The sequence below is a fragment of the Collinsella aerofaciens genome (genome assembly GCF_015555045.1).
In the GTDB taxonomy this organism is placed as follows: domain Bacteria; phylum Actinomycetota; class Coriobacteriia; order Coriobacteriales; family Coriobacteriaceae; genus Collinsella; species Collinsella aerofaciens_W.
In genome coordinates this window covers 97459-120594 of sequence record NZ_JADNJQ010000001.1, presented here as the reverse complement: position 1 = coordinate 120594, position 23136 = coordinate 97459, and the positions used below count along the sequence as shown (strand labels likewise).

Below are 23136 nucleotides of genomic sequence, written 5' to 3'. Positions count from 1 at the left end.
ATGGCGGCGCTCGAGTTCAAGTTCTCATCCGACCAGCAGCACCAGCTGGAGGCCATCGAAGCAACCTGCGACCTGTTCCGCGGACAACAATTTATTGGCAGCGTATTCTCCGCCGATTCCGGCCGCAAAGGCCAGACGGCAATCGGCGAGCTCATGGTCGGCCACGGCAACGAGCTTCGCGTGGCGCCGGGCCAGCTCCTCGACAACCTGCACGCCGTGCAGGAGGAGGGCTGCCTCCCGGCAACCGACGTCCTCACCGATGGGCGCCTGCGAGACTTCACCGTCGAGATGGAGACCGGCACCGGCAAGACCTACGTCTACATCCGCTCCATCTACGAGCTAAACCGCCGCTACGGCATCACCAAGTTCGTTATCGTCGTGCCGAGCGTGGCCATCCGCGAGGGCGTCCTCAAGAGCCTCCAGACCACCCGCAGGCACTTCGAGACGCTCTACGACCGCACGCCGCTCGACTACTTCGTGTACGACTCGAAGGACATGGGGCCGGTGGGTAACTTCGCCACGTCGAGCTCCATCCAGGTCATGGTCATCAACATCGACGCGTTCAACAAGGGCCTCGAGAAGGATGGCACCGCGAAGGAGGGCAACCTCTTCCACCGTCCCAGCGAGAAGCTCACCGGCGGCTTCAGCCCTCGCGAGCTCGTGAGCGCCTGCAAGCCCGTCGTCATCATCGACGAGCCCCAGAGCGTCGACAACACCAAGCAGGCCAAGGCCGCCATCAAGAGCCTGAACCCGCTGTTCGTGCTGCGCTACTCGGCCACGCACAAGCAGGCCTACAACATGATCTACCGCCTCACGCCGGTCGACGCCTTCGAGCGCCACCTGGTGAAGGGCATCTGCGTGGACTCGATCAAGGCCGAGGCGAACCTCAACGGCGCGTACGTGAGGCTCGAGTCCGTCAAGTCCGACCCGTTCTCCGCCAAGGTGTCCATCGACGTGCGCCAGGCCGACGGCACGCAGAAGCGCAAGGCCGTCACGGTGAAGACCGGCAACGACCTCTACCAGAAGAGCGGCGAGAACAGCGACTACGAGAGCGGCTGGGTGGTCAACAACATCGGCGCCGCAGTGGGCGACGAGTTCATAGAGTTCCAGAACGGCGAGGTGCTCGAGCTCGGCGAGGCGCTGGGCGACGTCAACGAGGAGGTCGTCAAGCGCGCGCAGATCCGCCGCACCATCGAGGACCACCTGGCCCGCCAGTTCGAGCTGTGGCCGCGCGGCGTGAAGGTGCTCTCGCTCTTCTTCATCGACCGCGTCGACCGATACCGCGTCTACGAGCCCGAAGTCCACGGCGGCCTGTACGCCCTGATGTTTGAGGAGGAGTACGCAGGTGCCCTGAACTCGAAGGCGCCTCGTCGCATCGCAAAGGCGGCGGGGATCGGCAAGGGCACGTGGCTCGAGTGCTACGAAGCCGTCGGCGCCCCGCTGGTGCGCGACCCCCACGCCGTGCACCAGGGATACTTCGCCAAGGACAAGAAGGGCAAGTTCAAGGACTCCAAGGGAGCCGCCGGCACCGCCGACGACGCCGGGGCCTTCGAGCTCATCATGCAGAAGAAGGAGACGCTCATCTCCTTCCCGGACGGCAAGGACGCGGACAAGGACGTCTCTTTCGTCTTCAGCCACTCCGCGCTCAAGGAGGGCTGGGACAACCCCAACGTGTTCCAGATCTGCACGCTCGTCGAGACAAAGGACAACCTGACCAAGCGCCAGAAGATCGGCCGCGGTCTGCGCCTGTGCGTGAACCAGGATGGCGAGCGCCTGTACGACCCAGAGGCGAACGTGCTCACCGTCATCGCGAACGAGAGCTACGACGACTTCGCCAACGGCCTGCAGAAGGAGCTTGAGGCTGAGGACTTCAAGTTCGGCGTCATCACTCCGGAGAGCTTCACGAAGGTCACGGTCAAGGGCGATGATGGCGTCGAGGAGCGCCTGGGCTACGAGAAGTCCAAGCAGGTCTACGACCACCTCGTCGCGACCGGCATGGTCGACGGCAAGGGCGCGGTGACGCCCGAGCTGAAGGCGGCCGCCGAGGAGGGCAAGGTCGAGCTCCCCGCCGAGCTCGAGCCTGCCAAGGAGCAGGTCGAGGCGATCATCATCCACAAGTCCCAGAGGGTCCAGATCCGTGACAAGGCCAAGGAGGTCTCGGTCGAGCTGCAGAAGGACGTCACGCTCGACCCTGCGTTCCAGGCCCTGTGGGACCGCATCCGCCAGCGCACGCGCTTCCAGGTCGAGGTCGACTCCGGCAAGCTCATCGAGCATGCCATCGAAGCTGTCGACGGCATGCTCGCCGTGCGCCCGCCCCAGGTGACGAGCGAGCGTGCCTCGCTGGGCATCGACGACGCGGGCGTGAGCGCCGAGGGCACGGGCACCTCCGTGGTGTCCGTTTCGGGAAAGGTGAAATACGACCTTCCCGACCCGATCGCAGAGCTGCAGGACGCCGTCGGGCTCACCCGCGGCACCATCAAGGCGATCCTCGAGGGCTGCAGCCGCCTCGACGAGTTCGAGATCGACCCCGCGACCTTCCTCGCGCAGGTCGGCGACAAGATCAACCGCGTGAAGAACGACCTCATCGCCCAGGGCATCAAGTACGTGCGCCTTCCCGAGGACGAGTGGTACACCATGCGCGACCTCGAGCTTGACGACTACACGGCCTACCTTGGGCAGAACGCGTGGAAGCCGGACATGACGAGCAAGAGCCTGTACAACTACGTGGTCTACGACTCGGCGGGGGTCGAGCGCTCCTTTGCCGAGGCTCTAGACAAGCAGGAGGAGGTTCTCGTGTTCGCGAAATTGCCCTCGGCGTTCAAGATCGACACGCCGCTCGGCAGTTACAACCCCGACTGGGCGTACGTCGAGGAGGCCGACGGCGAGCGCCGCGTGTACTTCGTGACCGAGACCAAGGGCGGCAAGAACGGCGAGCCCGCCCTGCGCGACGCGGAGAAGATCAAGATCGGCTGCGCCAAGAAGCACTTCGAGGCGCTGGACCTCGGAAACGACTTCCATTACAACGTGCGCACGACCTACCAATACGAGGCGGTGAAGGCTTAGGATGTCGAAGCTGCCCGGAAAGATGACGCGAAAGCAGCACTGGGTGCCGCGGTTCTACCTGCGCCATTTCGCGGATTCCTCCGGGCAGCTTCATGCCTACAGCAGACAGAAGGGCTCCTTCTTCCGCACGAATTGCGAGAACCTTTGCAGCATGCGCGATCTTTATGAGGTCGAGCATGCCGATGCGACAGGCGATGCGACAGACAGATTCTATGCGCAGAACCTCATCGAGGTTAAGCTATCTGAGCTCGAGAGCCGCATCGCGCCGCTTTACGATCGCTTTTTGGAACGCCAGAAAGAAGACCGGTGCGAAGACGAAGGGTATTCTGATGGGAAAGCCGCCGTTTGCGAGCTGGCAGCAAATATCATCGTCCGGCACCCTATCAGTATGCGCGTCGACAAGAAATGGTCACGCGAGACTGCCGAAGAGCTGCTCAGAAACGTTCATCTGACACCCTATGAGCTCGGCTTGCTCGATTGGTCGGATTGGCGCGGGGATTCCCAAGCGGTGGTCGAGCTTGCCGCCGCCGCAACCATGCTCTTCTCCAACGATGATATTGTGCCAGTTAACCGTATTCGAAAGGCTTTTTTTGAGAAGAGCTTCTCCATCCTTAGGGCACCCGTCGGCTCAGGGTTCGTTACGACGTCGATGCCTATGTTCATCATCGGGCCCGAGAACGACTCGTACGATTTTCATCTCGCGTATATGCCGTTGAGCAGTGAGTATGCTGCGGTCTTTTCAGATGACCCTCTATTTCTGCCGTTTGCGAGACTCGGTTTTTCGGGCGTCGAGTTCATGAACCGACTTCTTCTGCTTAACTGCGAGCATTGGGATGTCGCCATATCGAGGGGAAGCGGCCCGCTCGAGCACGCGGTACGCGATTGGAGTCAAGCGAACAGTGCCGAATTCATGCACGAGATGTTCACGCGCGACGGCAGGGAGCTATCCCTCGACACAGTGATCTACGACCGCTCGAAGAAGAAGGGGCAGACGATGATCGATACCATCGACCGTGGCTGCCTCGAGGGCGGCTGCCTTGATGACGAGGACCTGCGCATCATCTTCGAGCACCTTCTGGGGAGAAGACGGCAAGGACCGGGAACATTAAAGGGTCAAGCAGCGTATTGATAAAATTGACCCCGCCAGCAATAACCGCAAAGGATAGATAGGGCTTTAAGGATGGATGCAGGAAAAGCAACGATAAGCGGCGTGTTCAACGGATCGCGCCTGCTCGAAATACCTTTTTACCAAAGGGCGTACGTCTGGGGAGAAGAGCAATGGGAGCGTTTCCTCGGCGACATGGAGTTCGTCACGGCCTCGAAGCGGCCCTATTTCCTGGGCTCCATCATCCTGAAGCAGGCCTCCTCCGGCAACACCTGGTCCGAGGTCTCCGAGGTTCGCACCGTCATCGACGGCCAGCAGCGACTCACGACCATGGTCATCTTCTTCAAGGCACTCTGTGCAAAAAACGGCACCAACAATTTGTTTGAGCGAGATTTCGTCCTGGAGACCGGCGATGTCGCCTTGCGGCACGGCAAGTACGACCGGCAGGATTTCGAAAAGGTCGTCAGCGCCACGGGCTGCGAACCCCTCGAGGGCTCCTCGGCCATCGTCCTTGCCTACAACTACTTCCTCAAGAATATCGACCCGGAGAAGGTCGACAGGAACACGATCAAGTCGAACGTCCAGTTCGTCTGCATCGACCTTACCGAGGGCGAGGACGAGCAGCAGATATTCGACACCATCAACTCGCTCGGGGTGCGCCTGACGACGGCGGAGCTCCTCAAGAACTACTTCTTCAACCGCGAGAACGAGCAGGCGTTCAAGGAGTGCTGGGAAGACGTCTTCGAGCCCACGGCTGAGAAGAGGGAGTATTGGGAGCAGGAGATCGTTACCGGGCGCATCAAGCGCACGCTCGTCGACCTCTTCTTCGACGCGTTCCTCCAGATTCTGGTCCAGGACAAGAGGCGTGGCGTCACGACCGAGGACAAGCTCTTCTATTCGCGTACTTCGAACCTCTTCCAGTCCTACAAGGATTTCATCGGCAGGTACTGCAACGGCGACAAGGTCGAGATTCTCGACAACATGAAGGCGTATGCCGAGGCGTTCGAGTCCACGTTCGACCCTGGCTACTGCGACGCGGACATCCCCTCCGCTTCCGGCGTCGAGCGCCTGAACGTGCTGATATTCGGCCTCAAGAACTCGACGCTCATCCCGTACGTGCTCTACGTTCGAAAGAACGCGGAGTCTTCGAGCGAGGAATCTAAGATCTACGCCCTGCTTGAGAGCTACATCGTCCGCCGAATGCTGGTTCAGGCGACCACGAAGAACTACAACAGGCTGTTCACCTCGCTGATCCTGAACGAGGTGAAGGACGCGGAGGCGCTGAGGAAGGCTCTCGAAGCCAATGACGAGGCGACGACGTACATGCCCGGCGACGCCGAGGTTCGAGCGGCATTCGAGGAATCGTGTCTGTACAACCTCCAGTCCAAGGGCGTCCTCTATCTGCTGGAAAGCGCCATTCGTCCGGGCATGAGCAGCACGGCCCTGCTCGGGTTCAACCAGTACACCCTCGAGCACATGATGCCCAAGAAGTGGCGCAACAAATGGGGAGCCCTCGACGACGAAGCCGCAACGCGAAGGGACCGGAAGCTCCTCACGCTCGGCAACCTCGCCATCATCACGCATTCGCTCAACGCCTCCATCCGCGATGCCGATTGGACCACCAAGAAGCAGGGAAAGGGATACAAGGACGGCTTGGCCCTCTGCGCCGCCGGCCTTGCGACCATGGCCGGCGCCCTAGAGAAGGAGTCTTGGAACGAGGGCGATATCGCCGATCGCGCCGAATGGCTTGCGGACAAGGCGTTGGAGGTCTGGCGCTAGGCCCTACCTGCGTCCCATCTCGAAGATGCTTGCGGTGTCGGAACCCGCATCGATGACGGATGGAACCGGCTCTTCCAAAAACGTAGTTCGTGGCGATGTCTCTTCCGTCGGCGCGTCAACAGGCTCGCCGAGCGCCAGGAAGAACCCCATAACGAGCTCAACCCTCTGCTGCAGGGACTCGCTCAGCTCGCCGTAGGAGGCCGCCAGCCGCACCTCCTTGGCCAATTCCGCCATCGAGTCCCTCAGTGCCTTCTGCACGCTCACGGAGGGCCTCACCTCGACCTGGGTATCGGTGAGCTTGGCGATGATGTAGTCCTGCCTGCTCATGCCGCTCCAGGCTGCCATCTCGCATATGAGCTTGCGCTCCTCGGGCGTGCAGCGGAACGCCATCGTCTTGCTGCGCTTGCGGGCGCTGTTCTCGCACGGCATCCTTCTTACCCCCTCGCCCCGTCGAGCGCGGCGGCCATCTCGTCCTGCTTCGTGGGGAACAGGTGCGCGTAGCGGTAGGTGATGTCCACCGCCTCGTGGCCCATGCGCTCGGCGATGGCCAGCGCGGAGAAGCCCATCTCTATCAGCAGGCTCACATGGCTGTGGCGTATGTCGTGCACGCGGATGCGCTTCACGCCCGACGCCTTGCACCCGCGCTCCATCTCGTGGGCCAGGAAGTGCTTGGTCACGGCGAACAGGCGCTCGTCGGGGGCGACGTCGTCGCGCATCTCGATGAAGTCCGCCATCTCGTCGCGCAGGAAGGCGGGCATGACGATCGTGCGCACGGACTTGGGCGTCTTGGGGTCGGTCACGGTGTCAACGCCGTTGAGGCTCTGGTACGACTTGTTGATGCGCAGCCGCGAGCTCTCCAGCATGAAGTCGGACGGCGTGAGCGCCAGGAGCTCGCCGCAGCGTATGCCCGTCCAGTAAAGCAGCTCGAAGGCGTGGAATGAGAGAGGCTTGTCCATGACGGCCTCGCTGAACCTCAGGTACTCGTCCTTGGTCCAGAACTGCATCTCGCCGCCCTTCTTCGAGCCTATCTTGTCGACCCTGCGCACCGGGTTGTCGCTGAGGCCGTAGTAGCGCTCGGCGTGGTTGAAGATGGCGTTGAGCTGGTTGTTCACTGTGCGCAGGTACGTCGGTGCCCAGGGCTTCCCGTCGGCGTCCCGGTGCTCGGTGAGCTCGTTTTGCCACCTGATGACGTCGATCGGCCTCACGTCGCACATGCGCATGTCCCCGAAGAACGGCACGAGCTTGTCGTTGATGATGTACTCCTTGGTGATCCACGTGTGCTCGCGTATGCGCGGCTTCACCTCGGAGGCGTACACCTCGACGAACTCGGAGAACGTCATGTCCATGGCCCCGCCGTTAAGGCTCTTGAACTGGCTCTCCCACACTGCGGCCTCCACCTCGGAGGAGAAGCCGCGCTTCGTCTTGTGGCGCTTCGAGCCGCGGGCGTCGCGGTAGTAGCACTGCACGTAGAACGTGCCGTTGCCGTCGTCCTTGTACACGGGCATGTCAGTCCACCTCCGGGAAGTACAGGGCGTCGAAGACGTCGCTTCGAACGCGCCCGCGGATGACCACGCGCCCGCGCGCCTCCTGCTCGGCGTTTATCTTCCTGATCACCTCGTAGGCGCTGCCTTTCTTGATCCTCAGCAGCTCCGCGACCTCGTCGGCGTCCAGCATGTGCGGCCTCGGCGTCTTCGCCACCTTCTCGTCCATGGCTCCTCCAATCAATGGCGTACGGATACGTACGGTTCACAGATTCAGAGTAAACGTACATATCTGTACTGTCAATAGAATTGCGTACATTTGCGTACGCTGATAAGATGTGCTGGTACGTAATTCCAGGAGGAGGGCTCATGTCCGTAGGCGAGAACATAAGGCGGTACCGCAAGTCGCGCGGCATGACGCAGGCGCAGCTCGCCGAGGCGGTCGGCCTGACCGAGGGGGCCGTGCGCCACTACGAGAGCGGCATCCGCGCCGTGAAGCCCGAGCTGCTCGAGTCCATCTCCGCGGCGCTCGGCGTGTCCGTCAACGCCCTCAAGGATTACGGCGTCGAGACTGCGGGCGACCTCATGTCGCTGCTCGTGCGGCTCGAGGACTCCTTCGGCATCGTGCCCGCAGCCGACGGCACGGGCCTCTCCCTGAACCCCAAGGCGCCGCACGCGCCCAAAGCCGCGATGGCGATCGAACTGTGGGCAGAGAAGCGCGCGCAGCTCGAAAACGGCAAGATCGACGCCGACGAATACGAGGACTGGAAAGCCTCGCTGTAGCGGCTCTCCGCATTTCGCGATCAACGCAACCGAATCAGGACGGTGGACCAGGCGGCGAGCGCCGCTCGGGCCTGCGTAAGCTGAGTTTTTACTCCCCATTGCATGCCAAGGCATTTCCGGCGCACCTGGGGAGTAAATGACGCGGTGGCTTACACGGCGGCACGCGGCAGTACGCCGCGGCATTTCCCCTGGTTACTCCCGTTTTCATTGAGGCGGCGAGATTCTTTACTCCCCATTAACCACCTGGGAAAACGCTGTGAGAAGACCGCCGAAAAGCCTATTGAGTTCGATTTGAGTTTCACAGGCCCCGAAACGGCCCCGTTTGGCTCTCGGAGACAAAAATCGCGCGTCTACTCACTTGGGATGAATCCTTACTCCCGTTCCTCCGAATGCCGCACCGTGCCTTGCCGTCTTGAAACACGGGGGAGTAAATTGCGAAATCGCAGGTGAAAGGGAGTAAAACGACAAAGAAAAAGCCTCCGTCCCAACGCGGGAACGGAGGCTCGGTTATCGTATTTACTCACCAACATCGCTGGCGGCTTTGCCATGACTCTCGTACGAAACGAAACTCAGCGGCACAGTGCGGCACTCAAAAATGCAGGTCAGAACCCTATCAGCCTACTCCCACTCGATAGTTGCGCACGTGCACGACGTGCTTTTGCGTGTCTTATCGTCCATAAGGTGCTACCTTGTGTCATATCGTCCGAATCAATCCCGAATCAAGGGTTGATTCGGGAGGGCGGGGAATAGTTGCATAATGTCCCGATACTAGACATTATGCGCGCTACGACTCCCCGATTCGCACTTGGGAATCGTTACGGGTGGCTTGGAAACTGACCGATTCATGCGAATCAGCTGCTTAAACTATCCTCGAATCGCCGTTTGCCGTTCCTGGACAATTGTCACAAGCGGTTTGCCGATAACGTTCTGAAATCCAATCAGCCGCCGCGCGATTAGATTCTCTTCGCCCGCACTTCCTTGAGGATGCCCTTCCTGAACTGGGACCACGAGCCAAAGAACTTCTCATCGGTAGCGGTGGACGCTTTGTCGGCGTACTTGAGGGCGGTCAGTTCCATCGTGCAGATGTAGTCCGCGATCTGGCTGAGCCTGTAGTCCGAGGAAGAGGCCAGCCTGTAGACCATCGCGTCTTTCGAGAGGGCGTAATCGACGGCCTTGTGGATCGCCTGCGCGACCGACTTCTGCCCGTCGTCGTAATAGATCTTGACGACATCGAAATCCTGGAAGTACGTCAGCTTGTCGAACAGGAAGTCGACGAGGCGCTTGCGCATCGCGGCCGTGACTCCGTCGAGGTCGCCGTGCTCCTTCGTCTTGAGCGTGATGCACGTGTAGCGTACCGGCATGTGGCGGAAGAAGACTCTGAACGACGAGAGGAGACGCTTCCTGTCGGCAGGGTCCATGTTCTCGTAGCTGTCATGGCCGTTCAGCAGCGGGGAGGCATGGAACGGGATGTCGGGCAGACCCTTCTCGGCGAGCGAACGCTCGTACAGGCGAATGCTCTCGGACACGTCCTCGTCCTGCTCGTGGAGCACGAGCGTGAGGAGATAATACCTGTCCCTCAGGTTGTCGCTCCCGGATTCGTCTATGAACAGGCTGAGCTCGCGCAATTCGCCCCCTAAAACAAAGAAAGCCGGGGAAAACGTCCCCGGCACTTGGAAGCCCTCCTATCGGAGAACCACCTACTTTATACCATCGAATGCTGTTTTTGGCAATAGAAGAACACTCCTCTCGTTTCTCATTCGGGGCACTCGCCTGCGATTCCCTGCGAAGTCAGCGTGATTGCAAGTGCGCGTTGGCTCCAAGCGTATAAGAATGAATGTCTGGATAATTCGGCTTGTATCCTAAGGACTTCGCTGTATGACATGGACGTCACACAAGCCATCTTGAGAGAATTCCAAATTGGATGATGACATGGGCAAGTACCGACAGGCCGAAGCAGGCCATGAGAGCGCAGATGCTGACTGTAAGCCATTTCGGGAACCCGTTGTTTGTCTTCCTCGTGGCCATTCTTTTCGGTGGATAGGGCGAATAGGTGTCGGCATACTCGTCGGTGTCTGCAGACTCTTCGCCAAGGAGCTCGATGAACTCATCGAGTTCCCGGCACAGCCTCTCGCCGTCGATGCCAATCTCGAACAGGTGCGTCTCGTCGTGCTTTGCCAGCGCTTTCGCGTTCCCATGTAGGTAAAAGCGCGCGCCGTTGACGCCGTTGGCCAGAGCGGTGCGCTCGGAGACGAACAGATGCATCAGCTCGCGCAGGCTGCTGAGCTTTCTTCCGTCGTCGACTCCGTGCTTCGATGCCAGATCCTCTAGGTGCGTTATGAGGTCGTAGACCCCGACATTGCCTTGGAAAGAGGAGATGTAGACGCGCGAGAGCATGTAGCCCTCAAGCTCACGGTACGCTTTGAAAGCGTCAGCGTAGGTGAGTACGGTGCCCGGTTTGGGAAAGGAAATGTGTATCGTTCCGCTCATGGCCTGTCCTTTCGGGATCGCGGTCTGTCTTAGAGGCTGAGGGTTGGGATGGAAATCTGGACTGGGAACGCCTTGCCGAGTCCCACGATTTGTTCGGGCGTCCAACCTGCCTTTATCGCGGTTCTTCCCATGGAACCGAAGACGCCCAGTGCAACGGCTATAACGGGCACAGCTGGGTGTTTCTCCATGAAATCGAGTGCTCTGTTGCCGAGCTCGATGACTTTTTCGCCGAATTTGGGTTCGCTTGGAGTGATGGGCCTTACAGGTGAGTCGATGGTTGCCATTTCTTCCTCCTATCACTGTGGGATGAATTGATTATTGGCGAATCGTCTCGATCCTGCTCATCAGAACTCTTTTGAAGACCTAAAATAATTAAGGTCATTTAGATTGGAGGGGACATGTCAAGAACCATCTCTAGCGAGGAAATCGAACAGCTGCTTCCGCCGCATGTCGGCAAAAGCCCTCTGAAAGACGGAAGACCGCTTCCAACTCGGGAGAGGCTGCTCGCGGTATTGGAGATACTCAGGGTCTTCTCCGACGATGAGGAGGGGCTCACTGCGAAGGAAATCGCTCGAATAATCGGATTGCTCAGCGGAAGCGCTCCTTCCGAGAACACGGTGCTGGATGACCTGAGGGCACTTTCCGACAATCCTCCCTTCGGGATGGAGATAAAAGCGGCTTCCAAAGGCGACAAGAAGGGCTTCCGCTGCGTCCAGAGGTTCGTGACTCCTGACGAGGCAGCAGTACTCGTCAACTTGGTGAAGACCTGCAAGTACCTGAGTCCTGACCAGCGTGAGACGCTGAGCGGCAAGATTGTCGGAACGATGCCCGAAAGGAAACAGGACGAAGTCGTCGGGACTGTCTACGTCGATGAACGGCAGACCAGCGATTACGTAGATGTCTTCCGAGCGGCAAACGCCGCGTCCAAGGCAATCAACGAGGGCAAGACGGTCACTTTCAGATACGTAAGCCATCTCATGAACGGATCGATATACGAATCAGAGGAAAAGGAAGAGACGCCCATCGCCCTCATCTACAGCTTCGGGCACTACTATCTCGAGACCTGCGTTCCCACGGAAGCCTCTCCTGGTGGCGAAGCGTGGTACAGGCGTCTCGACCGGATGAAAGATGTGGAGATCGGAAGAAAGACGAGATACGCACCGCGAATACAAGAACTGTCCCATTCGGTTATAAGGGACGTCTCCGAGAAGTTCGACATGTATGGTGACGGCGTATGCAGAACACTCTTCCTTCGCGTAGAGGGCTCACACGCGAAATACGTCTATGATGCATTCGGCAATGACATCAAGTTCGAGCACATCGACGAAGAGGCCGCCGTCGGATATGTTTGCATAAGAGTGCAGCTCTCTCCGACATTTTTCAGATGGCTGTTCGGTATGTCGCCGAAAGTATCCTTGTTCTGCCCTAGAGAACTAACTTGGGCGCGTCGTTTCAATGGATTGCACAATTGTAATCAGGCAACTTTAGCGTTGCTAGTCGAAGATTATCGTGCAGCAACTAAACTCTATCTAGATAAGCTCACTGCAGTCCGCAACGATGTCGCTGCCCGAACAACGGTTGATAAGCATGTCACAGGATTGTGACATTTCTTTTCTCTGAAGGTTGGAGAAGTCGTATGTTGAATAGATAAAGGCTTCTCGATATTAAAGTCAAAGAACAGGAACGAAAATGAACGACAGTAGCCAGGTAATTCATAACGTAAAGAAAACTGCGACGAGAGTAATCCAGAGATATCTAGGGCTGCTGGTCGAGGAAAGATGTCCAGACAGGGAGAGCTGGATAAAAGAAGTCGAGCGCATTCTGGAGGAAGCGTGCAGGAGGAAAGGCAAAGAGTCTCGCCACAAGGTGAGCTATGAAGCCGTTATCAGGCAAATTGAGCATATTGGGCTTGAGAATGTCGATATGAGCAGTTGGGATTTGACCGCCCTGCGGACGATTGTATTGTATATTCATCCCTTAGAGATTTGGCTTCCCGATGCGCAATACAAACTTTTTGTCGATATAGTTAATGACAAGAACTACGATTCGCATGAATCGACAAACGAGCCATGGGAATATGTAAAGCCGTGGTCGTATGAGGCTCTTGACCGTATAGAGCGCTTTGTGGAAAGCGCAGATGGGATGCTAAGCAGGGAGCGATACGAGGACTTTTCTGCGGCGTCTCTCAAGATTATCCAAGAAACGAAGGATGCGAACAGGGAGGAATTTGATGAGCATTTTAGTCTGATGAGAGATTTGGAGCGTCAGGCGAAAATGGAAGCACACGATATCGCTTCTTCCTCCGATCCTCTTGCATCTTATGGAGCGGTATTTAAGAAATGGCTATCTCGATTTCCCGAGGACAGGCATTCGTCGCTTCTTCTCTGGCATAAATTCAATGAGGCTCTGGTTAGCGAGGGGTATACGCCGGCCGCATCGAATCTTGCTTATGCATACTATTTTGGAGACGACATAACGCCAATCGACTACAGCAAAGCGGCATATTATTTCGAAATTCGTGGCATAGAAAACTTACTCCGGGATGAGAAGATCCAATATGCAGGGTTGCACCTGCGTGGGTTGATTGCAAACGCCTCGCCCAGCAAGGGAGAGCGTATCCTTTCCGACATGGAATGCCAATCTATGAATTTATGTTTGGCGAGGGAGCATTTCTACGGCAGATGGATTCCCCGAAACTACGCAAAAGCAGCCACGCTCTACGAAGCCTCTCCTACTCAGAGGATAACCCCTGAGTCAAATTCTCCCATCATGCAAGCGCAGGATTATGCGAATCTCGCAAGTCTTTACGCAAACGGACTGGTTGACGGGGCATCGCCAGACAAAGGGCGTTCTTTGATTGAGGATTTAAATCGAAGCCTAAGAGGTACCAACTCCACAATTGAGACTTACCAGAATGAAGAAGGGTTTACGTTTTATCGGGTGACGAGGAACGAACCGATTCGCTTTATGGGGTAAACATTCTGGCAAGACAACCACCAATTGCTGCGTTGTTTAATTCGGGCGGATAGCACAACCGAACTGCTTGTTGAGACAAACTGTCCCAGCGGGACGACTGTTCTAGCCTCTGACTAGAAACCCTTGCCTCAAAGTGCCCTCTCCTCGTCCGAATCTGATGATATTTGCATCGCTATAGTCTACGTTCTCTGGAATATCGTTTTCGGCTATTAGTACCTGGCAAGAACCGCAGTTTCTGATGATGTAGCTGAAAAGCGAACTCTTCATATCATCTGACGCAGGATCGGTCACGTCCTGTTTCAGGCTCAGGATTGGTGAGTCCATGATAAGCATCTTGGGCTTATGTATGCCTTCGTCCTCGATGAACTTCATGAGGGTGAATGCGTACAGGGTATTCAGGAAAGCCCTGTAGCCCTTTCCCTCATGCCTTTTGTCTTTGCCGTTCACAACGACATCGAACGTGCTTTGCGACAACCCCGCAACTCTGAATTCGGGATAGTTGCATTCCCTTATTGCTTGACAGACGGCTGAGCTCAACCTGCTGAATACCGACGTGTCGAACATTTCCTTTGCATCGAATACTGGAGCTGATTCATCCTCGCCGCTTTTCTCGAAGATATCCATGCTGAATTCACTGCTCAGGGCATCGAGAGTATCTACCTCCTGCTTGAGTTGGGCGATTCGCTGGTAGTTTGCCAATTCTTCCCGGAGCTTTTCCGCCTTTGGGCAAAACTCTTTTGCCAGAAGATCTTTAACGGAACTGCTTTTAGCCCGAAGGGAAGCTTGTCTAGAATCCAGCACGGAGATACGCTCGTCCGTCTCGTCTTCGAGAGCTCTCAGGTCGTTTATCTGAAGGCGCACTTTCTCGAGCTCCGCCTTTGATGCCTCGATATAGGATTCTCTGTCACGGGGGACGTGTACCTCCGAGTCGCAGAAAGGGCACCTGCTTTGTTCATTGTCCGGTTTGCTGCTTTCTCCCTCGATGATGAATTCCAGTCTCTTCACATCTGAATCGTATTGGGAATGGAGTAGTCTGTACCTCTCCTTGAGTTGTTTCTCTAAAGTCAACTTATCGTCTGTTTCGTAGATGTCGTTCAAGAGCTTCTGGCTTTCCTTTTGAACTTTTGTTATCTCCGCGTCAGCGGCGCTAATTTCGTCCATCATCTCGGAAATAAGCGTTTCAACATCTGCCGTGCCGGCTTTTTCGATCTCCTCTTGAAGCTCCTCTCGCTTGCTTTCTAAGGACGAGATTTTGCCGGAAATATAGGCAATCACTGCCTTCTTCTTCGCTTTTCTTATCTCGGGATCTTCGTAGTCGTCCTCTCGAACACCTCCTTCATAGATGAGGTATGCAAGTGCGTTGATGCAAGGTGTGATTGAGTTGTAGCCCGGGTTTTCAATAATCGACTTCTCTTTGAAAATATCTTCTTCTTTGATACAGAGTTGATGAAAGAAGGTTCTGGGGGAAAGCCTTTGAGTCTTTCCTTGCTGGCTGGAAATGATCTTGACAGTATTCGGTATGCCGAGTATTTGCATGAGGATATCCATATAGGATTTTCTCTTAGGCTTCTCGCTCGGCTTTACTTTGTATACACCGCCCTCTATCCCGTCAACTTCCGAGTCGATGGTTACTTCGTTGATGGGTTTCGCCTGCCCGTCATCAAGTCCAATCGCTCTTTCGATAATCAATATCTCGCCGTTTTCGTTAACGAGCTGCATTGAAACACAGTCGTATCCCTCTACCAGCGGATCGAAGGGTTCTTTCTTGCCCCCAAAAAGGTAATCGAGGCAGTTGACAATCATCGACTTTCCGCTATTCGAAGGGCCGCAGACTATGTTCACCCCTGGTTCGAGATGTACCGTCGAAATCTTTCCCGACGTGCTGGTTGCGGACAGTCGCGTGACGATAAAGTTATTCATTGTCCAGCTCCACTTCGCTTGCGTACCTTGCCTTCTCCCTGATAACAGCGAATACGGACGTTATACCTCTGGCCTCGATCAGCTCGAGAGCCGACGATGCTGCTCGCTGGTACTCTTCTGCGTATCTCGATTCCAGCGAGCTAACGTAGCGATGACCACGTAGGGTAATCCTATATAAGAACCCGCTTTCAGTTGCGCTTGGCAAAACGAACCCATCAATCACGAGAAGCCTCATCGCCTCGTTCATCAATGATTTTCGTGCCGCCAGCTCGCAGTACATGTAGGGATTATCCCCATTCGGAGAATCGGCAGACAATTTAAACTCTTTACCGTAGGTGGCAATAAAGTCAGCAACTCGAATGGTCTGTTCGTCCAAATCGATGTCCGATGCGTCGAGGAGTAGCAGGATCCTCAGGGAGGTCTCAAAGGCGGTGTTAAAAACCTTATCGGTCCTCATCTAGCCACCCCCTAATTCTTCTGTCATTCACAAGGATGTGGCATACGCCTTTTTTGACATAAGTCCTTATCCAGTCGGTGTCACGATTTACCCAGACTCCATCCATGTTGAGATTCGCGGCCTGTGTGAGGACTTCATCTAGCCTCTGCCTTCCCGTATCGAATTTGCGCCCGTGGATGTCAATGACCCCGTTGAACACCTCTTCTTCGAGAATCTCGAATTGATCATCGCCTTCTGCGTCGTAGGTATCCCTCATGCATCGTCTTATGAATTCCGCCGAATAGTAGTCTTTTCGCTGCCTTGTGAGATGATCTTTGTACCTTGGGAATTCATCTATTTCGTCTGCCGAAGTGAATTCGGCGTTTTCTTCTTCGCCGTAGACTCTGACGAGCGCATCGACGTAGGGCAGCTCACATTCGGCAATATCTTCAGGGACTTCAGGATCTATTCTTCCTTTAAATTTCGGGAGCGGCAGCTCTTCTTCCCCTTGCTCAGATTTCTCGGAGAGCTTGTTGTCCCAAGAAAGCGACAGCTGCAGCGAACGCGCAAGGAAAGGCGCAAGGTTCTCCTGATCTGCTAAGGACGAAAGCTCTTCTTTCACCGCTTTGGAGCAGTCTGAATCGAGAATGAGAGTGATTAGCTCAATTCGTAGCAAATCGAATTTGCATTCGTTGAGTCTAGGAAGAACAGATTTCTCATAGTTTTCAACAATGGAATCCTCTACAGCCGCGTCCCTGCAGTGTCTCCTGATCTCACCGTGCGCTTCTTTCTTGCGATTCATGATGCCGCTAGCTTCTTTTTTCGAGCAGCCAATAGGCTGCCCTGTTTGCCCTTTGAGCTTAAGCGGTTCTGCAATCAGTCCATAGAGCAGCTCAATCAAGTCAGCATCTGCGATAGCGCCAGTCCAGGCATCTTTCAATGCACGGACGTAGCCCGAAAAGACAAAGTCATCAGAAATATGTTTTCCCTTTTTAGCTACCTCACTCACCGTCTTAATCTCGGTCGGACGCGTTTGCTTCCTTTCGATCTCACAACGTGGAAACCACGGGGAACCGGAGGGTAACCGCCGGGTAACGACATCCTTCTGCTGCGTCGATATGCTTCTAATTGCAACGTGAGCAGTCGACATGCACCAAGGTGCCTCCCGCTGCAAATTATACCAATCGTCGAATACTCCTATCAAACCCCAGCTCAGAGGTGGTCCTCCTGCTGCTGATGGAGCAAGGGAGTGTTCTTCGATAGCGAAATGAAGTAAGGCCTTGAGTGTGGATTCGGCGGGTTGCGCGAATTCTCCGACCAACCAAGGAGACACGATCCGATGTTGAGTATTCGCGCTGCTCATATCATCGGTCGAGGAAGGATCGACCCATGACAGACAAGAAGCAGCCTGTTATCACCATGCCCGATCTCAAGCATGAGGGAGAGAGCGGGGGCAATGCCCTGTACGTTATGCGCCTCGTGCAGCAGCCTGTGCTGCCGCAGGATGCCTATTCACCGAACGAGATAGCGCATCTTTTGGGAATCAGCAAGAAACGTGTCTATGCATACGCGAGCTCGCCGAGGAATCCGCTTCCTTTGCGCAAATGGCCAAACGGTGCGCGCGGCTCGTTCGCATTACGCGATGAACTCGTCGAGTGGCTCCGCGATTTCACCACGCTTCCCGAACCGTATTACCCACCGAAAGACAAAAGTAATTGCGTCTAGCTGACCCCCTACAGCACCTGGAAGGCTCCGTCTCGATATACGGGGCCTTTCGTTTTGTTTCACTGCAGTCAATGACGCGTCAGATCAAGTCAATCACGGACACAGCGGTGCACGGCAGTGCAGCCGCGGAAAGAGAGCCGACATGCAAACCATTGAGCAGGCAGAAACGCATCGGACTTCTGTCGACAGCATTAGCGTGGAGAAGGCCGTTCCAATGCCGCCCCTGTTCACGATCTCAGAGCTCGCCGATTACCTCCAGGTTAGCACGGCGACGGTCTATCGCCTCATGCGCGATGGTGTCCTTGTGGGTGTGCGCATCGGATCTTCCCTGCGTTTTACCCAGAAGAACATCGAGGACCTTCTCGAGAACTGCGCAATCGACGCCGATCTGTAGGTATGTCATGTGCGGGGTGGAGGAGAATCCGGAAAGACCGGAGGACTTCAATCTCGAGGGGCACGGATTCGTCCTGGTCTGGGACTTTATGGGGCGCGACTTGGGCCTCAAGAACGCCGACCTGGTTGTGTATGCCCGCATCTTCGGGTTCGAGAACTCCGGGAAGGCTTTCTACGAGTCCAAAAGCGGAACCGCCCGTTTCTTCGGACTGAGCGAGCGCGCGGTGTTCGACGCCGTGAAGCGCCTCAAGGAAAAGGATCTCATCATGGAAGCCGAGCCGTGCGCCGAAGCGAGGCGTATCGGCAGTAAGTGCTACAAGGTGGCGGTGGAGCCCTTGCAGGCGATTGGCGTCATGAGTGCTGACCATGAAGGTTTCTCATATGAAGACCCTTCACCCCATGAAGATGCTTCGGGGGCAGACTCTCCCGTGCATGAAGATGCTTCACCTTCGCGCGTCGGCGGCCATGAAGACCCCTCACTTCCATCTATGAAGGAAGTTCACCCGATACCAAAGAGCAAGAACAAACATTTCGAATAGATAGGACTAATGATATGAAACCTGATTTCCAGCTCTACACGCTCGAGGAGGCGAAGGCGAAGGGTCTCCCGTACGAAAAACAGGAGAAGCGCGTTTGCGAGCACTGCGGCAAGCCACTCGAATGGCTCGGAATCATCTCGAAGGATGGTTTTGTGAGGTGGGTGACGGTCAAGGACTGCGACTGCAAAGGAAGGAGAGCTCAGATCAAGCGGCAGGAAGAGGCCAAGGAACGTTTGCGCGAGGAAAGGGCCAGACAGGCGGCACTTGCCAAGTGCAGGAAGGCGGGAATCGGCAAGCTCTATTTGGAGGCATATCCTTCGGTACCCGAGTGCATCGAATACGTAAACACTTTTGCAGATGCCAATGGCAAGGGCCTCTACATCCAAGGAAGCGTCGGGGCGGGAAAGACCTACGAGATGTGCGCGCTGGCGAAGGCCTTCGTGTTCGCGGGGTATTCCGTCAAGGCTACGACCACGCTCGCGATGCTCAACTCGATCCACGATAGCTATAACGGCAGCGAGCATGACGGCGTGCGCAGGTTCTGCGAGGTGGACATCCTCTTCCTCGATGATATAGGAAAGGAAAACGCCAACAGCTGGGCGCTTACGACGCTGTTCGAGGTAGTTAACTATCGCTACGAGAACATGCTTCCCACCGTTTTCACATCCCAGTACAGCCTTGATGCTCTCGAGCGTCGCCTTTCACGCAATAACGAGGTGGAAAGTGCCAAAGCCGTGGTCTCGCGCATCTGTGAGATGAACAAGGTAGTGGTGCTGAAAAGCCCTGACCGTCGCAGGAGGAAAAATTAATCCGACTTGCAGGCCCCCTAGGGAACCTGAAGCGGCTCTCAGGGGAATTTGCGCGAGTGCCATGCGGTTAACTGAAGCAGGGCGGCTGCCGGGTAGTCCAAGACGGACAAACCAAGCGGCCGCCCGCAATCAACACGCCCCTGTCTCTAGGGAACGTGTTTCGGAATAGCAAGCACAACTTCAAGCGTCCTTTCCGGCATGGCTGGGCAGGCGCCTAAGGAAAGGGATAAGCCATGGCGAACGCTTCTAGACTGCAGAGAGCCGACGACGAAACCGTCGAGTCTCTCGTGGCCAAATGCCAGGAGAACGGCTGGCTCAAGCGCGGCGGCTATGCCTGGCAGGACGACCTCTATCTTGAAGAGTACCCATACGAATTCGCGAAAGCCGGCAGCATCGAGGAGCTGCGCGGCTTCTTCGCGCAGGGAAACTTTGCGCTCCGCCAGGGCGTGGTGTACGAGGATCTTGCCTTCGTGCAACAGGTCGACGGCGGAGACGAGTGGTGGACGCTTAAAAGTGACGGCTCGGATTGGGTCGACTTCGAGAGCTGGTCCTTCAATGACATCGTGAAGGAGCCAGAGCGGTTCGCGCATGCGATCGAGTGCATGCATCGCGCAACTCCAGAGCAGTGCAAGCGTCTCGACTACATGAGCGCTATTCCGAGCATCGAGGACGCGGCAAGACGCGCACGGGATTCCATCCCGCAATTGAATAAGACTGCGAACCCGCATTCGCGAAATGCGCGGGCGGAGGTTCGCTGATGCATCTGAGAAGGCGGGTTCATCCCGCCTTCTCTGTTTTGGGAAGGCGACTGGGACAGTTTGTCCCACTGGAAAGAAAGGAAAACCAATGACGAACGACTTCGGCGACGACTCCGGCGAGAAGCTCGTCGACTGGATGATCCGCATCGGCCAGGATGCCGGAGAGGCGGCGATGGTGGCGGGCGGCGAGCGATTGGCTTCGGCATTCAAGCGAGCCCGCGGCGATTGCGAAAACATATCCGGAGGGGAGATCGAGTCCTCTCCGGGTGTCGCGGAATGGGCGAAGCTCGACATGTCGGAGTTCGCGGCCCTGCCCGAATACGAGACCATCCGCCAGATCATCGACGAGAAGCTGTCCCGCGAGGGCATCCGCCACGAGTTCGCGCCCATGCCCGAAGGCGAGCACCTCGTCTTCATGGTCGAGGACGCGCCTGCGGTGAACGATGCCTTCAAGGACCTCGAAAAGGCCACTCGGGCCTCTGCCCCGCGTGCGGAAAAAGAGCTCTCGAAGATGCGCGAGCGCGCCAAGGACGAGCCTATAGCCGAGAAGGCCGCGCATGCCAGGGAGGCGTCCTCTCGTCTCGAGGCGGCCAAGGGCAAGGCACGCGATATCTCGCGCGGCGTCGAGACGAGGGCGAAATGAGGCCGCTATCACAAGCTATCGCCGTGTCCGCGGCGAGCATCGCGTGCTTCTGCGCCGGCGACGCCCTTGCGAGCGCGGCGAGCGCATCGGGCTTCCCGAGGTGCGACGCTCTCGTCCTTCTGTCAGAAATGCTCGAAACGGGGCTCACGTCAGAGCCCATGGCGCTTGCCGTGGGGCTCATGGCAGCCTGCGTCCCCTGGGCGGTCTGGGCGCGCAGACTCGTGCGCGCGGGCACGTACCGGCAGGGAGAGGAGCACGGCTCGGCCCGCTGGGGAACACTCAAGGAGGGGCTCGCGTTCATGGACAGGAAGGATCCCGCCAACAACATCCTTCTCTCGAGGGACTTCGCTCTTGCCCTCAAGCCGAAGCGCTTCGACCTCAAGCACGACCGCAACCGCAACGTATGCGTTCTCGGCGGTCCCGGCTCGGGCAAGACGCGCTACTACGTCAAGCCGAACATAATGCAGAAGAACGCCGACTTCTTCGTGACAGACCCCAAGGGCACGCTTTTGGGCGATGTCGGGTGGGCCCTCGAGGACGCCGGCTACGACATCCGGACCTTCGACACCACCGATTTCTCGCGCTCGATGCACTACAACCCGCTCGCCTACGTGAGCGACCAGGCGGACATCCTCGTCTTCGTCGAATGCCTGATCAAGAACACCACCGCCGAGGACCGCAAGGGCGCCGACCCGTTCTGGGAGAACTCGGAGCGCCTGCTCTACACGGCGCTCGTGGCGTTTCTCGTGTACCACGCCAGACCCGAGGAAAGGGACCTCAACTCGCTCATGCTGCTTTTGAGCCTTGCCGAGGCGCGCGAAGAGGACGAGTCCTACATGAGCCCGCTGGACCTCATCTTCGAGGAGCTCGAGACGGGCATGCGCTTCATGGAGCGGGGGCGCGGGCAAAGCGCGCAAGGGGAACGCCCCTTCGACGACGGAGGCGACTGGGGATGGGTCCGCGTCGGCGAGCCCCGCAGTCCCGAAGAAGATTTCGCGCTCTCGAACTACCGCGCCTTCAAGGTGGCGGCGGGAAAGACGCTGAAATCGATCATCATCAGCTGCAACGTGCGCCTCAAGCCGCTCTCGGTCGATGCGGTTTCGAAGCTGATCTCCTACGACGAGATGGCCCTCGACGCGCTCGGCTCGGGCGAAGGCAAGCACGCCATCTTCGCGAGCATGTCGGATTCCGACTCGACCTTCGACTTCCTCTTCGCGCTCCTCATGTGGCAGGCGACGAGCGTCCTGTACAAGACGGCTCTCGCTCGCTTCGGGGGCTCGCTCAAACGGCCCGTGCACTTCCTGCTCGACGAGTTCGGCAACATCGGCACGGTGCCCGATTTCGAGAGGGTCATCGCAACGGCGCGCTCGCGCAACGTGAGCTTCAGCATCATCCTGCAGTCGGCAAGCCAGCTCGAGCGCGCCTACAAGAAGGAAGGCGCGAAGACCATCCTTGACTGCTGCGACACCGTGGTGTTCCTGGGCGGCAAGTCCACCGAGACCAACGAGATGGTCTCGAAGATGGTCGGCAAGCAGACCGTGAAGGTGCTCACGGAAAGCGATTCGAGGGGCGCGAACCGCTCCACGACCCAGAACTACAACGTGATCGAGCGCGACCTCATGACGCCCGACGAGGTGGGCAGGCTCCCGCGCGACGAGTCGATCGTCCTCATCAGCGGGACCTACCCCCTGAAAGGGGCGAAATACCGCATCGAGGAGCATCCCTCCTATCCGGAGGTCGACCCCGGGCATGCGGACGCGAGGCACGAGGAGCGCTTCGACTTCAAGGAGTACCGGGAAAGGAGAGGCGGTGATGCGCCCATGAGATGAGAGATGGGACGGCGGGAGCCGACACTCCCTTGACAAGCGCGGCGAGGCCAGCTTCCACACAGGCCAGCCGCGCGCCGTCCCGGATGCAAAGGGGCGCGAGATGCGCTCCGCAACCAATTGTACCAACTGGGGCGGCCCCCTCATAGCTTCGCGCGGCCGTCCCTTTCAAGACATGCAAAGGAGACACGGGATGCTCTCAAACATAATCGGGCTCGTTTCCGGCTGCGTCACGTTCCTGGGCGGCTTTCTGGTCGTCTGGGGCGCGGTGTCGCTCGGTCTCGCCATCCGGGAACAGCAGGGAGGAGCCCAGATCGCAAGCGCGATCTCGACCATCGCAGGCGGGGCGATCATCATAGCTGCGGCGATTTACTTCGGGCAGCTCGACACGTCCTGGCTTCCAGCTTAAGGAG

The 23136-nt window shown here is 57.2% G+C and carries 23 protein-coding genes; 14 read left to right on the top strand and 9 right to left on the bottom strand.

The features are described from left to right. From I2E45_RS00710 to I2E45_RS00700, 3 genes are read left to right on the top strand one after another with little or no spacing between them, the layout of a single operon-like run. Nucleotides 1-3063 carry a type III restriction-modification system endonuclease gene (locus I2E45_RS00710; RefSeq protein WP_032746259.1) on the top strand — a complete coding sequence of 1021 codons (3063 nt, stop codon included), beginning with the start codon at nt 1-3 and terminating at the stop codon, nt 3061-3063. Between the two features lies 1 nt (nt 3064). After that, nucleotides 3065-4192: a DUF4238 domain-containing protein gene (locus tag I2E45_RS00705; RefSeq protein WP_195443653.1), complete on the top strand. Its 1128-nt coding sequence runs from the start codon at nt 3065-3067 to the stop codon at nt 4190-4192. Nucleotides 4193-4243: 51 nt separating this feature from the next. Then, nucleotides 4244-5947, top strand: coding sequence for a DUF262 domain-containing protein (locus tag I2E45_RS00700; protein ID WP_195443650.1), 1704 nt, complete (start codon nt 4244-4246; stop codon nt 5945-5947). A 3-nt stretch (nt 5948-5950) separates the two neighbouring features. Here I2E45_RS00700 and I2E45_RS00695 read toward each other — a convergent pair whose 3' ends face one another. The 3 genes from I2E45_RS00695 to I2E45_RS00685 are packed head-to-tail and all read right to left on the bottom strand — an operon-like array spanning nt 5951 to nt 7657. Next, nucleotides 5951-6376, bottom strand: a complete 426-nt coding sequence (locus tag I2E45_RS00695; RefSeq protein WP_195443647.1) for a plasmid mobilization protein — start codon at nt 6374-6376, stop codon at nt 5951-5953. 5 nt (nt 6377-6381) lie between these two features. Then, the gene (locus tag I2E45_RS00690) at nt 6382-7452 is read right to left on the bottom strand and encodes a site-specific integrase (protein ID WP_195443645.1); all 1071 of its coding nucleotides are present in this window, start codon (nt 7450-7452) and stop codon (nt 6382-6384) included. Nucleotide 7453: 1 nt separating this feature from the next. Then, complete coding sequence (locus I2E45_RS00685; RefSeq protein WP_006681531.1) at nt 7454-7657, bottom strand: hypothetical protein; 204 nt, start codon at nt 7655-7657, stop codon at nt 7454-7456. Nucleotides 7658-7797: 140 nt separating this feature from the next. On the opposite strand from I2E45_RS00685, the gene I2E45_RS00680 reads away from it, so the two are divergent. After that, nucleotides 7798-8211: a helix-turn-helix domain-containing protein gene (locus I2E45_RS00680; RefSeq protein WP_022349661.1), complete on the top strand. Its 414-nt coding sequence runs from the start codon at nt 7798-7800 to the stop codon at nt 8209-8211. A gap of 953 nt (nt 8212-9164) precedes the next feature. Here I2E45_RS00680 and I2E45_RS00675 read toward each other — a convergent pair. The 3 genes from I2E45_RS00675 to I2E45_RS00665 all read right to left on the bottom strand — a co-directional run bounded on the left by I2E45_RS00675 (nt 9165) and on the right by I2E45_RS00665 (nt 10982). Further along, nucleotides 9165-9881 (bottom strand): DUF3800 domain-containing protein, encoded by a 717-nt coding sequence (locus I2E45_RS00675; RefSeq protein ID WP_324249322.1) that lies wholly within the window; start codon nt 9879-9881, stop codon nt 9165-9167. Nucleotides 9882-10098: 217 nt separating this feature from the next. Next, complete coding sequence (locus I2E45_RS00670; protein WP_195443643.1) at nt 10099-10698, bottom strand: hypothetical protein; 600 nt, start codon at nt 10696-10698, stop codon at nt 10099-10101. A 29-nt stretch (nt 10699-10727) separates the two neighbouring features. Further along, complete coding sequence (locus tag I2E45_RS00665) at nt 10728-10982, bottom strand: hypothetical protein (protein ID WP_195443641.1); 255 nt, start codon at nt 10980-10982, stop codon at nt 10728-10730. Nucleotides 10983-11096: 114 nt separating this feature from the next. On the opposite strand from I2E45_RS00665, the gene I2E45_RS00660 reads away from it, so the two are divergent. Together I2E45_RS00660 and I2E45_RS00655 are read left to right on the top strand one after the other, a co-directional pair. After that, the gene (locus I2E45_RS00660; protein WP_195443639.1) at nt 11097-12302 is read left to right on the top strand and encodes a helix-turn-helix transcriptional regulator; all 1206 of its coding nucleotides are present in this window, start codon (nt 11097-11099) and stop codon (nt 12300-12302) included. A gap of 85 nt (nt 12303-12387) precedes the next feature. Continuing rightward, complete coding sequence (locus I2E45_RS00655) at nt 12388-13674, top strand: SEL1-like repeat protein (RefSeq protein WP_195443637.1); 1287 nt, start codon at nt 12388-12390, stop codon at nt 13672-13674. 102 nt (nt 13675-13776) lie between these two features. Here the strand turns inward: I2E45_RS00655 and I2E45_RS00650 are convergent, their stop codons facing one another. The 3 genes from I2E45_RS00650 to I2E45_RS00640 are packed head-to-tail and all read right to left on the bottom strand — an operon-like array spanning nt 13777 to nt 17180. Further along, entirely contained in the window at nt 13777-15594 is a 1818-nt protein-coding gene (locus I2E45_RS00650) for an ATP-binding protein (RefSeq protein WP_195443635.1), read from the bottom strand. Then, a complete protein-coding gene (locus I2E45_RS00645; protein WP_195443633.1) occupies nt 15587-16051 on the bottom strand; it encodes an ABC-three component system middle component 2 in 465 nt (154 codons plus the stop codon). Before I2E45_RS00645 ends, I2E45_RS00650 begins: the two co-directional genes overlap by 8 nt. Then, on the bottom strand, nt 16038-17180 hold the full coding sequence (locus I2E45_RS00640) for an ABC-three component system protein (protein ID WP_195443630.1): 1143 nt from the start codon (nt 17178-17180) through the stop codon (nt 16038-16040). Before I2E45_RS00640 ends, I2E45_RS00645 begins: the two co-directional genes overlap by 14 nt. A gap of 239 nt (nt 17181-17419) precedes the next feature. Between I2E45_RS00640 and I2E45_RS00635 the strand changes: the two genes are divergently transcribed. The 8 genes from I2E45_RS00635 (at nt 17420) to I2E45_RS00600 (ending at nt 23132) form a co-directional block, all read left to right on the top strand. Continuing rightward, nucleotides 17420-17755: a helix-turn-helix transcriptional regulator gene (locus tag I2E45_RS00635; RefSeq protein ID WP_195443628.1), complete on the top strand. Its 336-nt coding sequence runs from the start codon at nt 17420-17422 to the stop codon at nt 17753-17755. 214 nt (nt 17756-17969) lie between these two features. Continuing rightward, nucleotides 17970-18149: a helix-turn-helix domain-containing protein gene (locus I2E45_RS00630; RefSeq protein WP_229058750.1), complete on the top strand. Its 180-nt coding sequence runs from the start codon at nt 17970-17972 to the stop codon at nt 18147-18149. 7 nt (nt 18150-18156) lie between these two features. Next, nucleotides 18157-18687 (top strand): hypothetical protein, encoded by a 531-nt coding sequence (locus I2E45_RS00625; protein WP_195443624.1) that lies wholly within the window; start codon nt 18157-18159, stop codon nt 18685-18687. A gap of 14 nt (nt 18688-18701) precedes the next feature. Further along, nucleotides 18702-19496, top strand: a complete 795-nt coding sequence (locus tag I2E45_RS00620) for an ATP-binding protein (RefSeq protein ID WP_195443623.1) — start codon at nt 18702-18704, stop codon at nt 19494-19496. A 233-nt stretch (nt 19497-19729) separates the two neighbouring features. Continuing rightward, nucleotides 19730-20254, top strand: coding sequence for a peptide ABC transporter substrate-binding protein (locus I2E45_RS00615; protein ID WP_195443621.1), 525 nt, complete (start codon nt 19730-19732; stop codon nt 20252-20254). A gap of 88 nt (nt 20255-20342) precedes the next feature. Then, complete coding sequence (locus I2E45_RS00610) at nt 20343-20897, top strand: hypothetical protein (RefSeq protein ID WP_195443619.1); 555 nt, start codon at nt 20343-20345, stop codon at nt 20895-20897. Next, nucleotides 20894-22726, top strand: a complete 1833-nt coding sequence (locus tag I2E45_RS00605; protein WP_195443617.1) for a VirD4-like conjugal transfer protein, CD1115 family — start codon at nt 20894-20896, stop codon at nt 22724-22726. Before I2E45_RS00610 ends, I2E45_RS00605 begins: the two co-directional genes overlap by 4 nt. Before the next feature lie 190 nt (nt 22727-22916). Beyond that, complete coding sequence (locus tag I2E45_RS00600) at nt 22917-23132, top strand: hypothetical protein (protein WP_013978966.1); 216 nt, start codon at nt 22917-22919, stop codon at nt 23130-23132. The last annotated feature ends 4 nt before the right edge of the window (nt 23133-23136 follow it).